Raw genomic sequence first — 15880 nt, forward strand, 5'->3', positions numbered from 1 at the left:
GCACAGACACATGGCTTCATCCACCACTTCCGCAATATCAGATCTTTCCGCAGCGCTTGTCACGGCACCCGTGCCGCTATCCGACTGGCTGATCATCCTTCCCGTCGCGCTCTCAATAGGCGCAGGTGCGGTGCTGATGATGCTGCGCCACACCATGCGTCTGCATGCGCCCATTGCAATCACGGCACTTGTTCTGCTGGTATTGCTCGATGCTGCGCTTCTGTGGAAGGTCGTGACCCAAGGGCCGTTCACCATGGTCATGGGCCGCTGGCTGCCACCCTTCGGCATTGCCTTTACGGCTGATCTGACCGGCACGCTGCTGTCGCTCGCCGCCGCCATCGTAGCGCTGGCCGGTGCCATCCATGCCAGCGCCGATATCGATGCCAGCGGCAGGCGATACGGTTTTTATCCGTTCCTGATGCTGTTGATGGCGGGTGTCACCGGTGCGTTCCTGACCGGCGACCTCTTCAACCTCTATGTCTGGTTCGAGGTGCTGCTGATCTCGTCCTTCGGCCTCATCGTGCTGGGCTCCACGCGCGAGCAGATCGATGGCGCGCTGAAATACGCCATCCTCAACCTCATCGGCACGACGCTGTTCCTGATCACGGTCGGTTATCTCTATGCCATCTTCGGCACGCTCAATATGGCCGATATCGCGCTGAAGGCGACGCAGCTGCGCGGCACGGCTCCGCTGATGACGCTTGCCAGCCTGTTTGCTCTCGCCTTCGCCATGAAGGCGGCGGCCTTTCCGGTGAATTTCTGGCTGCCCGCCTCCTATCACACGCCGCGCATCGTCGTTTCCGCCCTGTTCGGCGGCCTGCTTACCAAGGTCGGCATCTACGCGCTGCTGCGCGTCATGGTCATGCTGTTTCCGGTCGAGCGGGAGGAGCTGAGTATCGTCATCGCCATCTCTGCGGCGCTGACAATGGTGCTCGGCGCCATGGGTGCGTTGGCACAAAACGATATCCGCCGCATGCTCGGTTACATCGTCATATCGGGCATCGGTTACATGATGGCGGGCATCGCCATCGGCACGCCTTCCGGCGTTGCCGGCGCGATCTTTTACGCGCTGCACTCCATGGTGCTGATGACGGCGCTTTATCTCGCCGCCGGCCACGCCGCCCGCCTTGGCGGCAGTTTTACCCTGACTTCGCTCGGTGGCCTTTATCGGCAGGCGCCGTGGTTTTCGGGCCTCGCGCTCGCCTTGTTTTTCGCCGGTTCCGGCCTGCCACCGTTTTCTGGCTTCTGGCCGAAGGTGGTTCTCGTCAAATCGGCGATCGATATCGGCGCCTGGTGGCTTGCCGCAGCCCTTCTCCTGTCCGGCTTCATCGCCACCATCGCCTTCGGCCGGGTCTTCCTCTTATGTTTCTGGCGCCCGGCAGTGGCCTCAACCGGCCAGGCGCCGTCGCTGCCTGCGTCGCCTCTGGCGGCCCCTTCTTTCGTCCCGCTGGTCGGGCTGACATTGCTGGTGGTGTTCTTCGGCCTGTTTCCGGAAAGCCTGCTCAATCTCAGCCAGCAGGCGGCTGCGGGGCTTGGCAACCCCGAAGCCTATATCCAGTCGGTGTTTCCCGAAGGGAGCAGACCATGAGCCGCTACATCCTGTTACTGCTCTTCGTTGGCGTATGGCTCGCTGTGAGCGGCAGCGTCACGCCGGTGAACATTCTCTTCGGCCTCATCGTCTCGGCGCTGGCTCTGGGCCTTATCCGTCACCAGATCCCCAAGGGTGGCCGTCATCGGCTGCGTCCGGTCCGCGTGCTGTCGCTGCTGCTGCTGTTCTTCAAGGAGCTGGCGCTGTCGGCCTGGAAGGTGGCGGTGATGGTGACGCGGCCGAAGCTCGATGTGCAGCCCGGTATCTTCGCCTATCCGCTCAGGCTGACGACGGATTTCGAGATCACGCTGCTTGCCAATCTCATCACGCTGACCCCCGGCACACTTTCGGTCGATGTTTCCGAGGATAAAACAACGCTCTACGTCCACGCGATCGATTGCAGCAATATCGAAGCCGCAAAGAATGACATCCGAAACGGCTTCGAAAAAAAGATCATGGAGGCGTTTCAGGGATGACGCCGGAACTCATAGTTTCATTTGCAACTGTACTTGCCACGGTTGTACTGTCCGCTGCCTTTTTGCTGACAGTATATCGCGTCGTCGTCGGTCCGACCTTGCCGGACCGAATCGTCGCGCTCGACATGCTGGTCGGTATCGCCATCGGCTTCATTGCGGTTATCGCCATCCGCACCGGCGTCGATCTTTATGTCGATATCGCCATTGCGCTCGGACTGGTGGGTTTTCTCGCAACGGTGGCTTTTGCCCGCTTCGTCCTGTCGCGCGGTGCAGATGGCAGGCGCAGGACAAAGGCTGTTCTGGACGGCGAGCGGGCATCGGAAGTTGTTGAAAAGCCTGAAAAACAAGTATCCAGGCGTGGAAAAAGAAGGGGCGGGCGATGATGGGCTGGATCGTGGCTATTCTGGTTGCGGCACTGACGGTCTCAGGTGCCGCCTTCTCGCTGATTGCGGCAATCGGGCTTAATCGCCTGCCGGATGTCTACACCCGCATGCATGCGGCTTCCAAGGCGGGAACGGTGGGCTCAGGCCTGTTGCTGCTGGCTGTCGGCATTCATTCCACGGAAATATCGACGCTGGCACGGGCACTTGCCGGTTTCTTTTTCTTTGTTCTGACAGCACCGGTCTCCGCACATCTTCTTGCAATGGCTGCACACAAGGCAGGTTATCCACTTGCTGATAAATCGGTAGTTGATGACCTAAAGAAAATTTGAAGTTGAATTACCCCCTAATAATGGGGGGTCTTCGTTCTGCATTACTACTTGGCATAGTATTTTATTACCCGTGATTTTTTGTATTCCAATTAGACTGTTTTGAACTGAAAAAATCATAATAGGAATTTGACTTTTGCTGTTTTGATGCTATCCAAATTAAGTGTAAAATTGCTTATTGCGATTTGCATCTAGCCTCTTCATGGTCGGCATAGGCATTTTATTAATGTCTAATCTATGGTTGATCAGACCTTTGTTGGCCATGTCGCGGGCTACAAGTTGAATCTCGGATCAATTCGTTTCCGGTTTCGCTTGAAATCTAGGGGTAGATTTCACGTTGGTTTCAACAGGGCGAAGGAGGGGCACCGGGTAACTTCACATCGCTCGATGCGGCGTTCATCCGTGTCTGGAGATAAATAACAGGAGATACTTAAATGACGGAAACTGCATACGGTAACGCCCAGGATCTGCTGGTCGAACTGACGGCGGATATTGTGGCTGCCTATGTTAGCAACCACGTCGTTCCGGTAACTGAGCTTCCCGGCCTTATTTCGGATGTTCATACGGCACTCAGCGGAACATCGGCACCGGCATCGGTGGCGGTCAATGTTGAAAAGCAGAAGCCTGCTGTGTCGGTTCGCAAGTCGGTTCAGGACGATCATATCGTCTGTTTGGAATGTGGTGGCTCGTTCAAGTCGCTCAAACGCCACCTGACGACGCATCACAGCATGACGCCGGAAGAATATCGCGAAAAATGGGATCTGCCGGTCGATTATCCGATGGTTGCTCCCGCCTATGCCGAAGCCCGTTCGCGGCTCGCCAAGGAAATGGGTCTCGGTCAGCGCCGCAAGGCGAACCGTTGATTTTCTAAGACGGATTGTGTCGCGGCTGTATTTTCTCCCCGTCCGGGGAAAGATGGCCCGAAGCGCCGGATAAAGGGGACCTTGGCAGCATATTGCTGGCCTTGCCCCTTAACTCGCCGCCGTGACCTTTTCCCTTAGCAGGAGATGGCGGCAGGGCGCACATGCCCGCTCCATACACATCTTGCACCTAGTGTTATGTCCAGCTGGTCCTTAGACCGGCTTTTTTATTGCCGCGCGCAATTTCGACAGAGGAAAAAAATCCTTGTCGAGGCGTCACCTTTATTCAAAAACAAAGCGAAATCAATCGCATGTTTTTCGACGCCAAATTTGCCCTTCCCCGCGTCCATCCTCAGGTGTATGAATTAATTCCTATTCGTAAAGGAGTTGCATATGCCTTCGGACATATCGTCTTTGCCTGCCCCCTTTCGGCCCTGTGTGCAGGTTGCCGATAGCAATTTCCGCCGTTTTCCGCCTGCTGCCGGGCGGGATGAGATTTCCCGGATTTGCCGGCTGGTCCGGCAACTGGCCGGGGAAATGGTGCAATTAACCGGCGATCGTGTGGCTGCGCGCCGGGACAGGCGGCGCACCGAATGCCATATCCGCCAGATCGCCATGTATGTGTGCCATGTGCAGCTCGGTATTCCCATGTCGGATATCGGCCCCTGTTTCGGCAGGGACAGAACGACAGTCGGCCATGCCTGCCAGGTGGTTGAGGATCGTCGCGACGAACCCGCCTTTGACGAGTTCGTCGCCACACTGGAGCGGCTTTCCGGCAGCATTTTCAACGTGATGAAAGGTGTTCGGGATGAGTGAGACAAAAAGCGCTCCATCGATACTTCCCGATCCTGTCCTGTTGCGGCTCCTGCGCTGCATTGCTGCGGGCACGGCTGAGATATCGGGGGATCGCGGCGATATGGTATTGCAGCGACCGGAGGCCGGGAACGGCAGGAAAGGGCGTCCGGCGTTGCGGTTTCCGGCCGCCACGGTGCAGCTCGCCGTCTCTTCGGGGCTGATCGAAAGACGCGAAAACACGCTCTCCGCCGCGCCGCCGCTCGCCTCCTATTTGAAGCGCGCTATAGCCAGGGATCGCGACGAGATTTTTCAGGAACAGCACTGGGATTTGCAGACGGTGGTTCTGGATGTCGGCAAGGACAGGCAGCCGGCCCGGCGCAACCTCAATAGCTCGCCACTGACAGGGCTTTCACGGCTGAAGGAAAAGGATGGCACGGCATTCTTCCCCAGCGACGCCTTGCAGGCGGGCGAACGCCTCGCCGCCGATTTTCACCGCGCGCAATTGAACCCGAAGGTGACGGCAACATGGGAGCCGAAAATTGCAAGCCGCACGAAGGGGGAGGCGGGTGGCAAGCTCGATCTTACCGATGCGGCGATTTCCGCCCGGATGCGGTTTTCCCGTGCAGCCGATGCTATGGGGCCTGAACTTTCAGGTGTCGCCATCGATATCTGCTGCTTTGAAAAGGGGCTGGAGGCCGTAGAGCGCGAGCGGCAATGGCCGGCGCGTTCGGCAAAACTGCTGCTGCGGGCCGCTCTGCTATCGCTTGCCCGGCATTATGCGCCGCAAGCGCAACGCAGCAGAAGGACAAGCCACCATTGGGGCGACGAAGATTATCGCCCGCCGATGGCGCCAACGATGGCAACAGAATGAAGGCTCAGGCGGTCAGAAGTCTCGCTTCCTCGCGGATACGTTTGACCATGGAACGCAGGCCATTGGCGCGCTGCGAGGACAAATGTTCCACCAGCCCGATCTTGTCGAACACCTCAATGGCGTCCAGACCGGCGATTTCGGAAGCTTTTTTACCGGAATAGACGGCAAGAACGATGGCGACGAGGCCGCGCACGATATGCGCATCGGAATCGCCCTCGAAGGTCATGAGAGGATCTTCCGCACCATCGCTGTGGCTGACGAGCCAGACCTGGCTTGCGCAGCCCTGCACCTTGTTCTCAGGCGTGCGCTTGTCTTCCGCAAGGTCGGGAAGCGCCTTGCCGAGTTCGATGACGTAACGATAGCGATCCTCCCAGTCGTCGAGGAAGGCGAAATCGTCAAGGATCGTATCGAGAGAGGCCATGTTGCGCGCCGTACCGTTCGTTATTGCCATGCTTTGCTACGATATAGGGCAAGTGTGGACGGTTTTGAACCATGCGGACCATGAAAAAGCCCACGGAAACAGGTTTCCGTGGGCAAGTTTGGCAGGCAGTCACGCAGGCGGACATATCCGGCTACAGAGAAGGGGCGGCGCGGCGTCAAGCGGCGGCGCAAAATATCAGGGGGTGGGGCGCTTCTGCGGCAGGGGAATGATTGTGCCGGTCTTCAGCATGTCGGCATTCCCAGGGAATTCGACGCTGATCGCCGGTGCTGCGGCCAGTTTTTCGCTCTCGCTGGCGAGTTCGGCTGCGGGTGCCGTTTTATCACCGGATGCAAGCTGCGCGTCGAGCAATTCATAGGCGACCTTGGCGCCTTCCTTTGCCCGTTCACCGAGCGCGTGGAAGGTTTCGGCGCCCTTGACGCAGACGTCGGGTTTTTCGATGCAGATGGCGCTGACATAACGATAGGCCTCACCGGCTGCCGAAACGGCGCTGGGAATATCGAATGCCGAAGGTTCCTTGGTCGGATCGTTGCTGCTACCGAAATAGGACAGCGCGACCAGCACCAGCGAAAACCAGAATGTTCCTTTGATCAGAAACCACATTGTCAGACTACCCTGCCAGATGATCTTTGTTTTGAAGCCCCGCCCGTTTTGGGTCATCGGCCTTTGTCCCGTTTTTCGGGCTTGGAGAGAAGCTACAGGCGACCGGCGAACAGCCAATTGCAAAAAGCCGCGCAATTTAATTCAAATTGTATCTATTCTCCTCGCATCGGGACCGGCTCCAGCAATTCCGTCGCATTTTAACAGTCCATGTTAAGCATAATTGCGACAGATGCCGTCTGTTCCGGGCAAAAGTGCTCACCCGTGCTGCCACAAAGGTTAACGCGATGGCAAAAATAAAGCGAAATCCGTCGCTTACCCGTCATTAACCATGATTGTCAAAGCTTGGTTGAAATGCTCCGTAATGGGACTGCGGCGCATTTCGAGGCTGTTTGGTGCCGTTCTTTTTATCCATTCCTTAAGCCGCGGGCTTCTATTGTCGGAGCCGTTAGATCCGTCTCAGGGATTCAGGTTTGGTATTGCGTAATATGAGAAAAAAAGCGGTCGCATTGGTCGACCATGCCGCAGGCAGATGGCTTGCGCGTATGGAGGAGGACGCCGAAAGGCGTGCCGGCACCGTTGCGCGCCTGCGCCGCCTGTTTGCCTTCAGCGCCGTCGGCTTTCTGGTCGTTCCCGCCCTGTTCAGCCTCGTCTTCAGCCCCGCCATCGCGCTGCCCATCGGCGCCGCTCTGGTGCTGGCGCTCTATCTGGCCGCAGCCGCCCTGTTGATCGCCTTTTCGCGTCCTGCCCGTGGCGCAGCGTCCCTGTCCGCTCAAGCCGGCGACGATGACCTCGTTGCGGCATCACAGGTGCCCGGCCTCGTGCTCACCATCAATGAAAACGGCCTCGTCGAGCGCGTCTCCGGCCGCGACCTTGAAACGTTTCCAGCCGATCTTCAGGCCTGCAAGGGCCATGTCTTTGTCGAATATGTCTATGTTTCTGATCGGATCGAGCTGATGCAGGCTTTCGACCTTCTGCGGCAGGGCGAGGAAAAGTCCAGCGTGGAACTGCGGTTCGAAACCGGCGCGAAATCGCGCCAGGCGCAGTTCATCCACGCGCGTATGGAAATGACGGCGATCCGCAATGCGGCCGGCAGGCTACGCCGCGTCGTCGCCCAGCTCTCCGACGTTACCGAGATGGAACTTCTGCGCCGCGATGTCGCCCGCAAGGCGGCGGAGGCGGAATCGGCCAACGACGCCAAGTCGCGGTTCCTCGCTGCCGTCAGCCACGAACTGCGCACCCCGCTCAACGCCGTCCTCGGCTTTTCCGACATTCTGGCGGGCGAATATTTCGGCCGGCTGGAAAACGACCGCCAGCGGGAATATGTCGGCTTGATCCGCCAGTCCGGCGCGCATCTCCTGTCGGTGGTCAACACCATGCTGGATATGAGCAAGCTGGAAGCGGGCCGTTACGAGCTGATGATGGAAAGCTTCCCGATCGGCGAAACCATCTCGTCCTGCGAGGCCATGCTCGGCTTGCAGGCGAAGGAAAAAGGTCTGACATTGACCAGCCGCATCCAGCGCGGTATCGGCGAAATCTCCGCCGACCAGCGCGCCATCCGCCAGGTTCTCATTAATCTGGCCGGTAACGCCATCAAGTTCACCGATGCCGGCGGTGTGGTGTCGATCGATGCTGCGCGTGAAGGCAGGATGCTGAAACTGACGGTCAGCGATACCGGCATCGGCATCGCATCCGACAAGATTGAACTCCTGGGCCAGCCTTTCATGCAGGTCCAGAATGAATATACCCGTCGCTATGAGGGCACGGGTCTGGGATTGTCCCTGGTCAAGGGTCTGGTAGCACTGCATGGCGGCACTTTCGCCATCACCAGCCAGCCTGGCGCGGGGACGGTCGTAACGATCATGTTGCCTGCTGACGGTTCCGGCATGGCAGGTGGCGAAAACGCTGAAACCGAATGCATGGTGGAGTTTCCGCCGCGCATCAAACGGCTCGGCGAAATGGCCGTGATTATGAGGAAGGATGGTGACGATGGCCCCGCGAAAGCGAAAATCGCCTAAGAAAACAACGGCCCAGATTGGCGCCGGGATTGTTTCCTTGGTGGTTTCGGCCATCGGGCGCGAACTCCTGCGCCGTCCGAAACTGGTGGGCGGCTCAGGCGCCTTCGTGGTCGTCTTCGGTTTTGTCGCCGCCAACGCGCTCTGGTACCAGCCGGGCGTTCACCCGTCTCCTTTCCTGCGTACCCGCGATGCGGCAAACCCGAACGGCATTGCCGGTTATCGCGCGGCAGAGCCGCTCGGCACGCAGGGCCATGTCACGACCTTCCGCATAGAACGCCCGAGCGAAACCGAAACGGCACAGCAACCGGCGGCCGTAACGGCGACGCTCGCGACATCGGTTGCGGCGGAAAACCAGAAGCCGCAGCAGATCGTTGCCGATATTCAGGCCGAACTTAAAAAACGCGGGCTTTACGAAGGCGAGGCGGACGGCAAGATGGGACCGCGCACGGCTGCCGCCATCATGTTCTTCGAAGAAACGCTTGGCATGGAACAGACCGGCGAACCGACGACACGGGTGCTGGCGGCGCTCAGGATCGACGGCGCAACCGTCGCCGCAATCCCGAAGGATCGGCCTTCCGACGCCAACACCGGCGGCGGCGTTGAGATCGACCCGGTCGCGGCCGCAATCCGCAAGGCTGAAGCGCCTCGTCCCAAGGCCGAACCGGTCTCCTTGAACAGCGCTGCCGCCGCTTCAAAGCCGGTGAGCCGCGATCTGATTGCAAAGATCCAGCAGGGACTGATCAATATCGCCTATGCCGATGTGAAGGTGGACGGTGTGGCCGGCGAGCAGACCCGCAACGCCATCCGCCATTTCGAAAAACACTACCGCCTGCCGGAGACCGGTGAACCGAGCGAAGCCGTGCTGAAGAAGCTGAAATCGATCGGGGCGCTTTAGGGGACTGGGTCTCAACTCTCCCCATTCCTGTGACAAGCGCAGGAACGAGGAAAGAAGAGAGCGTAACAACACGGACAGGCAGCGGCCTGCCGCCTCCATCGAAAGCACCCCAATGCGCCTCAAATCCGAAATCTTCGTATCAGCTCTTATCCGCCGCGTGTTTTCCGCTGGTGGCTTTGCCGCTGTCGAAAAGAAGGGTGCCGAAGAGGCCGGTGCGATCTTCATCCGCCAGCGCCTTCGTGATGGCCGCGAAAACCTCTATGGACCCGCGCCGCAGAGTTTTGCCGAGGACGAGGAAGTCCGGGCCGAACGCCGTTTCGAGACGCGTCTTGCAGGTGTGGAGGGGGAGGAAAGTGCTGCTCTTCTCGAAAGGGAGCGGCGCTTCGACAGCGATCTGTGGGTCGTCGAGATCGAAACGGACGAGATCGGCACTCTCCTGACGCTGGTGGACCAACCGAAGATTTAAAGCGTGCAGCAGCTTTGCGCCCGGAATTGCTCCGGGCGAGGGGTGGCCGCCTTAACCCTCACGTCCCCGTTCTGTGAATGACAGGTGCGCTGTGGTTCGGTCGTTCGCGGCCGTGGGTGTAGCTGTCGGCGCGCCGCCAGCTTTCCACCCGCTCTTCGCATTCAATGATTTCGAGGCGGTCGAGCATGGCCTCGGCGCGGCTCATGTCGCCTTCGGCGGCGGCAAGATGCGGATAGAAGCATTGCAATATGAAGGCGGCTTCGGAAAATTCCATGCCAAGCCCGATGAGGGTGGTGGCGAGCTGCGTGCCTGATATGTCGAGCATGATGCGCTCCGACAGCCAGTAGCTGGACGACAGCGAATCCGCCAGCGTCACCGCAAACTGCCGCGCATCACGCTCGCGCGCGAACCGCACGAGCAGCGCTTCCTGCACGTCACTCAGGCGGCGCAGGCCAAGAACGTCGCTTTCCGGGCGGCTGAGCTGATGCGCCATCCGTTTGATGCGCTGGCGCATTTCCTCTTCCACGGCGGTGGATTTGATCTGGGCGTCTGCCGGCTGCGCAATGGCTGGCTCCGGCATGGCGGGAGGCGTCGCGTCATCGGGTCGCTTCAGGTCTTCCATGTGCCGCAGGCCGACTAGCGCGTCGATGACGGTCGGCGACAGGTCCTCGCGCCGCACGATGGCGCGCGCATGGGCGGCCCCTTGCGTGCGGGCAATGGTGATCAGCGTGTCGTCATCGAGGCACTTCGACGAAATCAGGAAGGGGGCGGCAATGGAAATCGGCTGGCAGGCGATGAAGAAGGCAACCGCCGAAGGCACGTTTGGATGCTGGGAAAGCGCTGCAATGGCTTCCCGCTTGGCCTCTTCGGTGGAAGCGTTGAAAAGCGGCATGAAAAGCTCGGCAAACTGCCGAAGGTCCGTTTTTGACGGATGGGGAACAGTCTCAAAATTCGTGACAGTGGCCATTAGCACCACATCTTTCTTCCTCACGGCTCTTGGCCTCTCAAGTTCTCGAAACCGGTCGGTCAACGCACTACCCAACAAAAACGCAAACACAATATCGGTTCAAATTAGAGCAAATCCGTTGACACCCTGTTAACTATGGGGGGTGGCAAGCGTTATTGTGCGTTTATCAACAAGGAAATTTTAAAACCTTCGTGACGGACAAAACGGCATGGAACCTTGCCGTCTCGCCTTTGTTTTCAACGGGTGCAGCTTTATGAAGGATAAGTTGGCGCCCGGCGATTAGGGTTAACGGATCATTAACCTCTGTCTGTTTCTAATTTCATGGGCAGTATTAGGATTCCATGTTATTCTGATTGATAGAATAATTTCGAAAATGGCATGCCGAAGCCTTGATATGCGCACGACACCTTGCAAAATCGCCATCGATTTTTGGGTCGTGCGAAAACCAGTCTGTGGGCTGGATTATGCGCAATGTGATGGTGATGAAATTCCCGACGCAAGACGAGGCTTGCGCGGTTCCCATGGGCAACATTGACTCCCGAAGAGGAGACGAGCATGGCAGTTATTATTCCAATCGCCGAAGCCCGACGAAGCCTGCGCCCGGCCGGAATGTCCGGCAAGGTTATGGGCCCGGCAAAGGTCGTGCTGTTTACCGGCGTGCGTTATGAAAAACGCGATACGGAACCGGCTGGCAAGGATGCGCGCAAGCGCAAGCCCGCACCGGAAACCGTCTTCAAATCCTGATTACGCTTGATTGACCGGCGCTATTTCCAGGGTGTCGGCTGACATTTCGCCTCGTTCAGGAACCGTTCCGCTTCTTCCCCGAAGCTCGGCTGCGGCACCATGGTCCGCAACACCACATACCCTTCCGTCTGATCCGATTCCGCCAAAATGGCCTGTGAGAGCGATGGCGGCTGCGCCTTGCGAATGGCCGCGATCTGCACCGAATCCGCCACCAGAATATCCATCACCCCGCCTGCGGACGTGCGGTCGTTCATGCTGAACACCTCGTTCGACGCCTTGTCGTAAACCGCGACCGACCAGAAGGGCACCGCGCCGATGGCCGTCAGCCTGATGGGCTTTTCCTCGATATTGAAGGTGCAGACGGCAACCCGCATGAAGGGATCGCCGCTTCCCAGTGTCTTTTTCTCCGTCGTTTCTTCGAGAAGATGAAACTGATGCGGCTTACCTTCCGCCAAGGCGCGGGTATAGGCGTCGCGATTGCTGAAATGCGGTATCGCCAGAAGAATGACGACATGCAGCACGGCGGCGGCGACAAGGCCGGTGAGGATGGCGAGCAGGGTCCTAAGCATTGCCACACCCCAGCTTGCGGATTTGCGGCATGGCGATGTCGATAAGGCCGGAACTGCCGGCAACCGGCGTGTCGAGCAGCGTCATGACCAGCTTGAATGTCTGCCCCTGCGGCACAGCCAGCCAGTTATAGGTCTGGGCATCGGGTGCAATGGTGATGTCGATGCCGCCATCGGCGCTGCGCAACAGCGTGCGCGAATTGAGCGCAAAGGGTCGTCCGGCATCTTCCGCCAGAACATTGCCCTGCTGGTCTGCGGTATAGAGCGTCCAGAACCGTGAGGGCGGCACGGCGCCCGCCAGCTGGTAACGGCATTCGCCGGTCAGGCGCTGGCCGTCGCTGTCGACGGAGGCGGTGAAGGCCAGCCCCTCGGCCGTTCCATAAAGCAGCTTGCCGGCATCTGCGCGGTGCGACTTGGCGTAGGGATCGGCCTCGATCGTCTGCGCTTCCGGAAAGGCATCCCATGAGCCGATGCGGATCGAGCCGAAGCCGGATGTCGCCTCAAGTGCTGCCAGCGTCGCGGCAATGCCGCCGCCAAAGGCGATCAATAAGGCGATGCCGACAAGGAATGGAACTCGAAACACGCTGTTTTCCCGTTTTTGAACAGGTCGAGGACTATCACTGATTCCCTGTTTGGAAAATGGTACGCCTTGTTTAGTCTTGATGGAAATGACCAGAAGAGGGATTCCACCATGTCGCGACAAGCCGCCATCGACCACGCCACCCGCTTTTTCGACGATGGCAGGTTCGAGCAGGACTTGGCGCGGCGCGTTTCGCTGCGCACCGAAAGCCAGGATAAGGCGCGCGGCGCCGAGCTGGCGCTCTATCTGGAGCGCGAAATGCAGCCCGCTTTCACCGCCATGGGGTTTTCCTGCACGATCCTGCGCGACCCGGCGGCGGATTTGCCGTTTCTGATCGCCGAACGTTTCGAGGGTGAAAATCTGCCGACCGTGCTGGGTTATGGCCACGGCGATGTGGTGCGTGGTCTTGATGACGGCTGGGCAGAAGGCCTTTCGCCTTTCGTGATGTCCGAGCGCAATGGCAGGTGGTACGGGCGCGGCACCGCCGACAACAAGGGGCAGCATTCGGTCAACATGGCGGCGCTGAAAGCGGTGCTGGAGACGCGTGGAAGACTTGGGTTCAACGCCAAATATCTGATCGAGATGGGCGAGGAGAGGGGTTCTCCCGGCTTGAGGGAAGTTTGCCGGGACTATAGCGAGCGGCTGAAAGCCGATCTTCTGATAGCCTCCGACGGCCCGCGCCTGAATGCGGAGCGGCCGACCGTTTTTCTCGGTGCGCGCGGCGGCATTACCTTCGATCTGGTGATCGAGGCGCGGGAAGGCGGCCATCATTCCGGCAATTGGGGCGGGGCGCTGTCCAATCCCGGCGTCCAGCTGGCGCATGCCATGGCAAGCCTCGTTGGCCCATCCGGGCAGATCCGCGTGCCCGAACTGGTGCCCGAAGAGCTGCCGCAGGCGGTGCGTGACGCGCTTGCCGATTGCGAGATCGATGGCGGCCCGGATGGTCCGAAAATCGATCCTGACTGGGGCGAGCCCGGCCTTTCCACCGCCGAACGCGTGTTCGGCTGGTGCGCGCTGGAGGTGCTGGCCTTCGAGACCGGCAATCCGCGCGCGCCGGTCAATGCCATTCCGCCACGGGCATGGGCGCGGCTGCAATTGCGCTTCGTTGTCGGCATCTATCCGGAAGCCGTGCTGCCCGCCATACGCCGCCATCTCGACCGGCAGGGATTCAGCATGGTGCGGATCGTACCCGCCGGCGACGAGATTTTCCGCGCCACGCGGCTCGATCCGCAGGACCCATGGGTCGGCTTCACTCTGAGTTCCATGGCCCGCACGACGGGCAAGAAACCGGCACTTCTTCCCAATCTGGGTGGCTCGCTGCCCAACGATATCTTTGCCGATATACTGAAACTGCGCACCATCTGGGTGCCGCATTCTTATCCCGGCTGCTCTCAGCATGCGCCGAACGAACATCTGCCGAAAGAGATTGCCCGCGAGGCGCTTGCCATCATGGCCGGGCTTTACTGGGACCTCGGAGAGGGAGATACCCCTTCGCTTTAAGCGCCCATGACCAGCTTGAAGGCTATGGCCCACATGGTGAAGGCGATAACCCCTTCGAGGATGCGCCAGGCGGACTGCTTTTCGAAGATCGGGCGCAGCCAGCGCGCGCCGTAACCCAGCGAAAAGAAGAACAGCAGGGAGCCGGTGGCGGCACCCGCCGCGAAGGTTTTTTCAAAGCCGGGAAATTGCGTGGAGATGGTGCCGAGCAACACGACGGTATCGAGATAGACATGCGGGTTGAGAAAGGTCAGCGCCAGGCAAATGGCAAGCGTCTGCCACAGGCTCGCCTCCCGCCTTTCCGCCACCGAAAGCACCTCCGACGAACGCAGGGCCGAATGTAGGCTTTTCGCGCCATACCAGATGAGAAACGCCGCACCGGCATACCGCATGATGGGATCGAGCGCCGGCATGACGGCGCTTATCCGCTGAAAACCGAAGACGCCGACGGTGATCAGCAGCGCATCGGAAATTGCGCAGGTGGCACAGACGGCAAAGACATGGGAGCGCGCCAGCCCCTGCTTTAGAACGAAAGCATTCTGCGCGCCGATGGCAACGATGAGGCTGAGACCCATCGTCAGGCCGGTGAAGAAGATCTGAATGTCCATGTCTGGCTGCTGCCTTTTGTCTCTGCCTGTGCGGATGGATGATGCCACCGCTTCCAGCCCGAGTGCTTTGATATTTCCCTCACATGGTTTAATCAAATTAAACAAACTCAGTTCAAGTAAGTAAAACTAATGACGGACAAAAACGATGCGACAGGGCGATTTCATGTGCGGGCACCTCGCCTGACCCTCATTCCTGTGACAAGGACAGGAATGAGGGAAGAGGAGAGTGCTACTGCTACTGCCCGGACGCTTCCCGCCAACCACGCCCATATCAATCTTTACAAGGAGGCTTGTGATGCTGGACTATCCTTCCATGCGCGCCGTGGCGCTCGTGGCCCAGACCGGCAGCTTTGAGAAGGCGGCACAGGTGCTGTGTGTCACGCCCTCGGCCGTTTCCCAGCGTATCAAGCAGCTGGAGGAGCGCCTCGGCGTGGTGCTGATAGTGCGCGGTAATCCTTGCGTGGCGACGGAAAAGGGCGAGTGGCTCTGCCGGCACATGGACCATGTCGGCATGCTGGAAACCGAACTGTTCCGGCAGCTTCCGGTTCTTTCGGAAGCGGGCGCGGCGGCAGAGCGTGTCACACTCAACATTGCCACCAATGCCGATAGTCTCGGCACATGGTTTCTCGACGCGGTTTCGAAATTCACCGGTGGCAGCGACTATCTCGTCAACATCGCGGTGGACGATCAGGACCATACGGTGGAATGGCTGCGCGGGGGCAGGGTGCTCGCCGCCGTCACCGCCCATGCCAAGCCTGTGCAGGGCTGCCGGGTCTTGGCTCTCGGTGTGCTCAGATATCACGCCACCGCCAGCCCGGCTTTCATGGCGCGCCATTTCTCCGATGGCGTCACGCCCGCCACGCTTGCCCGCGCGCCGGGGCTTACCTTCAACCAGAAGGACAGGCTGCAGGCCAGCTGGATCAAAAAAGCGCTGGGTGAGGATATATCCTATCCCACCCACTGGCTGCCCTCGACCGACGGTTTCGTGAAGGCAAGTCTTGCCGGCATGGGCTGGGGCCTCAACCCGGTGCAGCTGGTGGGAGAGCACCTTGAGGCGGGGCGGCTTGTGGAAGTCGTTCCCGGCACGCCGCTCGATATCCCGCTTTACTGGCAGGTCAATCGGCTCGCCGCTGAACGACTCGGCACGCTCACCGCCCATGTGGTGGAAACAGCACGGGCGGCGCTTCTTTCCTGAGGCAGA

19 protein-coding genes are annotated in these 15880 nt (G+C 59.5%); 13 read left to right on the top strand and 6 right to left on the bottom strand.

Annotated features, from left to right (window positions below):
- The first annotated feature begins 10 nt into the window (after nt 1–10).
- From ACZ5A6_RS03055 to ACZ5A6_RS03085, 7 genes are all read left to right on the top strand, one after another.
- Nucleotides 11–1588 carry a Na+/H+ antiporter subunit D gene (locus tag ACZ5A6_RS03055; protein WP_003512023.1) on the top strand — a complete coding sequence of 526 codons (1578 nt, stop codon included), beginning with the start codon at nt 11–13 and terminating at the stop codon, nt 1586–1588.
- Nucleotides 1585–2064, top strand: a complete 480-nt coding sequence (locus ACZ5A6_RS03060) for a Na+/H+ antiporter subunit E (protein WP_174061539.1) — start codon at nt 1585–1587, stop codon at nt 2062–2064. The genes ACZ5A6_RS03055 and ACZ5A6_RS03060 overlap by 4 nt, the downstream gene beginning before the upstream one ends.
- Nucleotides 2061–2447, top strand: a complete 387-nt coding sequence (locus tag ACZ5A6_RS03065; RefSeq protein ID WP_003512027.1) for a cation:proton antiporter — start codon at nt 2061–2063, stop codon at nt 2445–2447. The genes ACZ5A6_RS03060 and ACZ5A6_RS03065 overlap by 4 nt, the downstream gene beginning before the upstream one ends.
- Nucleotides 2444–2776 (top strand): monovalent cation/H(+) antiporter subunit G, encoded by a 333-nt coding sequence (mnhG, locus tag ACZ5A6_RS03070; protein WP_003512029.1) that lies wholly within the window; start codon nt 2444–2446, stop codon nt 2774–2776. Before ACZ5A6_RS03065 ends, mnhG begins: the two co-directional genes overlap by 4 nt.
- Nucleotides 2777–3207: 431 nt before the next feature.
- Nucleotides 3208–3636, top strand: a complete 429-nt coding sequence (gene ros, locus ACZ5A6_RS03075) for a MucR family transcriptional regulator Ros (protein ID WP_003512037.1) — start codon at nt 3208–3210, stop codon at nt 3634–3636.
- Nucleotides 3637–4026: 390 nt separating this feature from the next.
- Nucleotides 4027–4449 (top strand): helix-turn-helix domain-containing protein, encoded by a 423-nt coding sequence (locus ACZ5A6_RS03080; RefSeq protein WP_003512040.1) that lies wholly within the window; start codon nt 4027–4029, stop codon nt 4447–4449.
- Nucleotides 4442–5299, top strand: a complete 858-nt coding sequence (locus tag ACZ5A6_RS03085) for a DUF6456 domain-containing protein (protein WP_173992426.1) — start codon at nt 4442–4444, stop codon at nt 5297–5299. Before ACZ5A6_RS03080 ends, ACZ5A6_RS03085 begins: the two co-directional genes overlap by 8 nt.
- A 4-nt stretch (nt 5300–5303) precedes the next feature.
- Here the strand turns inward: ACZ5A6_RS03085 and ACZ5A6_RS03090 are convergent, their stop codons facing one another.
- Together ACZ5A6_RS03090 and ACZ5A6_RS03095 are read right to left on the bottom strand one after the other, a co-directional pair.
- Complete coding sequence (locus ACZ5A6_RS03090; protein ID WP_025592801.1) at nt 5304–5720, bottom strand: SufE family protein; 417 nt, start codon at nt 5718–5720, stop codon at nt 5304–5306.
- A 195-nt stretch (nt 5721–5915) separates the two neighbouring features.
- Complete coding sequence (locus ACZ5A6_RS03095) at nt 5916–6341, bottom strand: DUF5330 domain-containing protein (protein ID WP_025592804.1); 426 nt, start codon at nt 6339–6341, stop codon at nt 5916–5918.
- A 485-nt stretch (nt 6342–6826) separates the two neighbouring features.
- Between ACZ5A6_RS03095 and ACZ5A6_RS03100 the strand changes: the two genes are divergently transcribed.
- The 3 genes from ACZ5A6_RS03100 (at nt 6827) to ACZ5A6_RS03110 (ending at nt 9717) form a co-directional block, all read left to right on the top strand.
- The gene (locus ACZ5A6_RS03100) at nt 6827–8356 is read left to right on the top strand and encodes a sensor histidine kinase (protein ID WP_174061538.1); all 1530 of its coding nucleotides are present in this window, start codon (nt 6827–6829) and stop codon (nt 8354–8356) included.
- Nucleotides 8328–9251 (top strand): peptidoglycan-binding domain-containing protein, encoded by a 924-nt coding sequence (locus ACZ5A6_RS03105; protein WP_174061537.1) that lies wholly within the window; start codon nt 8328–8330, stop codon nt 9249–9251. The genes ACZ5A6_RS03100 and ACZ5A6_RS03105 overlap by 29 nt, the downstream gene beginning before the upstream one ends.
- Nucleotides 9252–9363: 112 nt before the next feature.
- Entirely contained in the window at nt 9364–9717 is a 354-nt protein-coding gene (locus ACZ5A6_RS03110) for a DUF1491 family protein (RefSeq protein ID WP_003512046.1), read from the top strand.
- A gap of 58 nt (nt 9718–9775) precedes the next feature.
- Here ACZ5A6_RS03110 and ACZ5A6_RS03115 read toward each other — a convergent pair whose 3' ends face one another.
- Nucleotides 9776–10684, bottom strand: a complete 909-nt coding sequence (locus tag ACZ5A6_RS03115; RefSeq protein ID WP_003512047.1) for a DUF2336 domain-containing protein — start codon at nt 10682–10684, stop codon at nt 9776–9778.
- Nucleotides 10685–11239: 555 nt separating this feature from the next.
- Here ACZ5A6_RS03115 and ACZ5A6_RS03120 point away from each other — a divergent pair.
- Nucleotides 11240–11428 (top strand): hypothetical protein, encoded by a 189-nt coding sequence (locus ACZ5A6_RS03120; RefSeq protein WP_038490312.1) that lies wholly within the window; start codon nt 11240–11242, stop codon nt 11426–11428.
- Between the two features lie 20 nt (nt 11429–11448).
- Here ACZ5A6_RS03120 and ACZ5A6_RS03125 read toward each other — a convergent pair whose 3' ends face one another.
- Nucleotides 11449–11997, bottom strand: coding sequence for a DUF1254 domain-containing protein (locus ACZ5A6_RS03125; RefSeq protein WP_003512053.1), 549 nt, complete (start codon nt 11995–11997; stop codon nt 11449–11451).
- Nucleotides 11990–12577, bottom strand: a complete 588-nt coding sequence (locus tag ACZ5A6_RS03130; protein WP_003512054.1) for a DUF1214 domain-containing protein — start codon at nt 12575–12577, stop codon at nt 11990–11992. Before ACZ5A6_RS03130 ends, ACZ5A6_RS03125 begins: the two co-directional genes overlap by 8 nt.
- Before the next feature lie 108 nt (nt 12578–12685).
- On the opposite strand from ACZ5A6_RS03130, the gene ACZ5A6_RS03135 reads away from it, so the two are divergent.
- The gene (locus ACZ5A6_RS03135) at nt 12686–14074 is read left to right on the top strand and encodes a M20 family metallopeptidase (RefSeq protein WP_174061536.1); all 1389 of its coding nucleotides are present in this window, start codon (nt 12686–12688) and stop codon (nt 14072–14074) included.
- Here the strand turns inward: ACZ5A6_RS03135 and ACZ5A6_RS03140 are convergent.
- Nucleotides 14071–14679, bottom strand: a complete 609-nt coding sequence (locus ACZ5A6_RS03140) for a LysE/ArgO family amino acid transporter (RefSeq protein WP_174061535.1) — start codon at nt 14677–14679, stop codon at nt 14071–14073. The genes ACZ5A6_RS03135 and ACZ5A6_RS03140 overlap by 4 nt on opposite strands.
- 295 nt (nt 14680–14974) lie before the next feature.
- On the opposite strand from ACZ5A6_RS03140, the gene ACZ5A6_RS03145 reads away from it, so the two are divergent.
- Nucleotides 14975–15874: a LysR family transcriptional regulator ArgP gene (locus ACZ5A6_RS03145; RefSeq protein WP_065661233.1), complete on the top strand. Its 900-nt coding sequence runs from the start codon at nt 14975–14977 to the stop codon at nt 15872–15874.
- Nucleotides 15875–15880 lie beyond the last annotated feature (6 nt).

It is taken from the genome of Agrobacterium sp. 6Ca8 (assembly GCF_055382765.1).

Excerpts from the sequence above, each read along its gene's own strand:
- ACZ5A6_RS03065 (WP_003512027.1), top strand. The coding sequence starts at position 2,061 with ATGACGCCGGAACTCATAGTTTCATTTGCAACTGTACTTGCCACGGTT.
- ACZ5A6_RS03135 (WP_174061536.1), top strand. The coding sequence starts at position 12,686 with ATGTCGCGACAAGCCGCCATCGACCACGCCACCCGCTTTTTCGACGAT.
- ACZ5A6_RS03105 (WP_174061537.1), top strand. The coding sequence starts at position 8,328 with ATGGCCCCGCGAAAGCGAAAATCGCCTAAGAAAACAACGGCCCAGATT.
- ACZ5A6_RS03055 (WP_003512023.1), top strand. The coding sequence starts at position 11 with ATGGCTTCATCCACCACTTCCGCAATATCAGATCTTTCCGCAGCGCTT.
- ACZ5A6_RS03125 (WP_003512053.1), bottom strand. The coding sequence starts at position 11,997 with ATGCTTAGGACCCTGCTCGCCATCCTCACCGGCCTTGTCGCCGCCGCC.
- ACZ5A6_RS03090 (WP_025592801.1), bottom strand. The coding sequence starts at position 5,720 with ATGGCCTCTCTCGATACGATCCTTGACGATTTCGCCTTCCTCGACGAC.
- ACZ5A6_RS03100 (WP_174061538.1), top strand. The coding sequence starts at position 6,827 with ATGAGAAAAAAAGCGGTCGCATTGGTCGACCATGCCGCAGGCAGATGG.
- ACZ5A6_RS03115 (WP_003512047.1), bottom strand. The coding sequence starts at position 10,684 with ATGGCCACTGTCACGAATTTTGAGACTGTTCCCCATCCGTCAAAAACG.
- mnhG (WP_003512029.1), top strand. The coding sequence starts at position 2,444 with ATGATGGGCTGGATCGTGGCTATTCTGGTTGCGGCACTGACGGTCTCA.
- ACZ5A6_RS03140 (WP_174061535.1), bottom strand. The coding sequence starts at position 14,679 with ATGGACATTCAGATCTTCTTCACCGGCCTGACGATGGGTCTCAGCCTC.
- ACZ5A6_RS03095 (WP_025592804.1), bottom strand. The coding sequence starts at position 6,341 with ATGTGGTTTCTGATCAAAGGAACATTCTGGTTTTCGCTGGTGCTGGTC.
- ros (WP_003512037.1), top strand. The coding sequence starts at position 3,208 with ATGACGGAAACTGCATACGGTAACGCCCAGGATCTGCTGGTCGAACTG.
- ACZ5A6_RS03120 (WP_038490312.1), top strand. The coding sequence starts at position 11,240 with ATGGCAGTTATTATTCCAATCGCCGAAGCCCGACGAAGCCTGCGCCCG.
- ACZ5A6_RS03145 (WP_065661233.1), top strand. The coding sequence starts at position 14,975 with ATGCTGGACTATCCTTCCATGCGCGCCGTGGCGCTCGTGGCCCAGACC.
- ACZ5A6_RS03085 (WP_173992426.1), top strand. The coding sequence starts at position 4,442 with ATGAGTGAGACAAAAAGCGCTCCATCGATACTTCCCGATCCTGTCCTG.
- ACZ5A6_RS03080 (WP_003512040.1), top strand. The coding sequence starts at position 4,027 with ATGCCTTCGGACATATCGTCTTTGCCTGCCCCCTTTCGGCCCTGTGTG.
- ACZ5A6_RS03110 (WP_003512046.1), top strand. The coding sequence starts at position 9,364 with ATGCGCCTCAAATCCGAAATCTTCGTATCAGCTCTTATCCGCCGCGTG.
- ACZ5A6_RS03060 (WP_174061539.1), top strand. The coding sequence starts at position 1,585 with ATGAGCCGCTACATCCTGTTACTGCTCTTCGTTGGCGTATGGCTCGCT.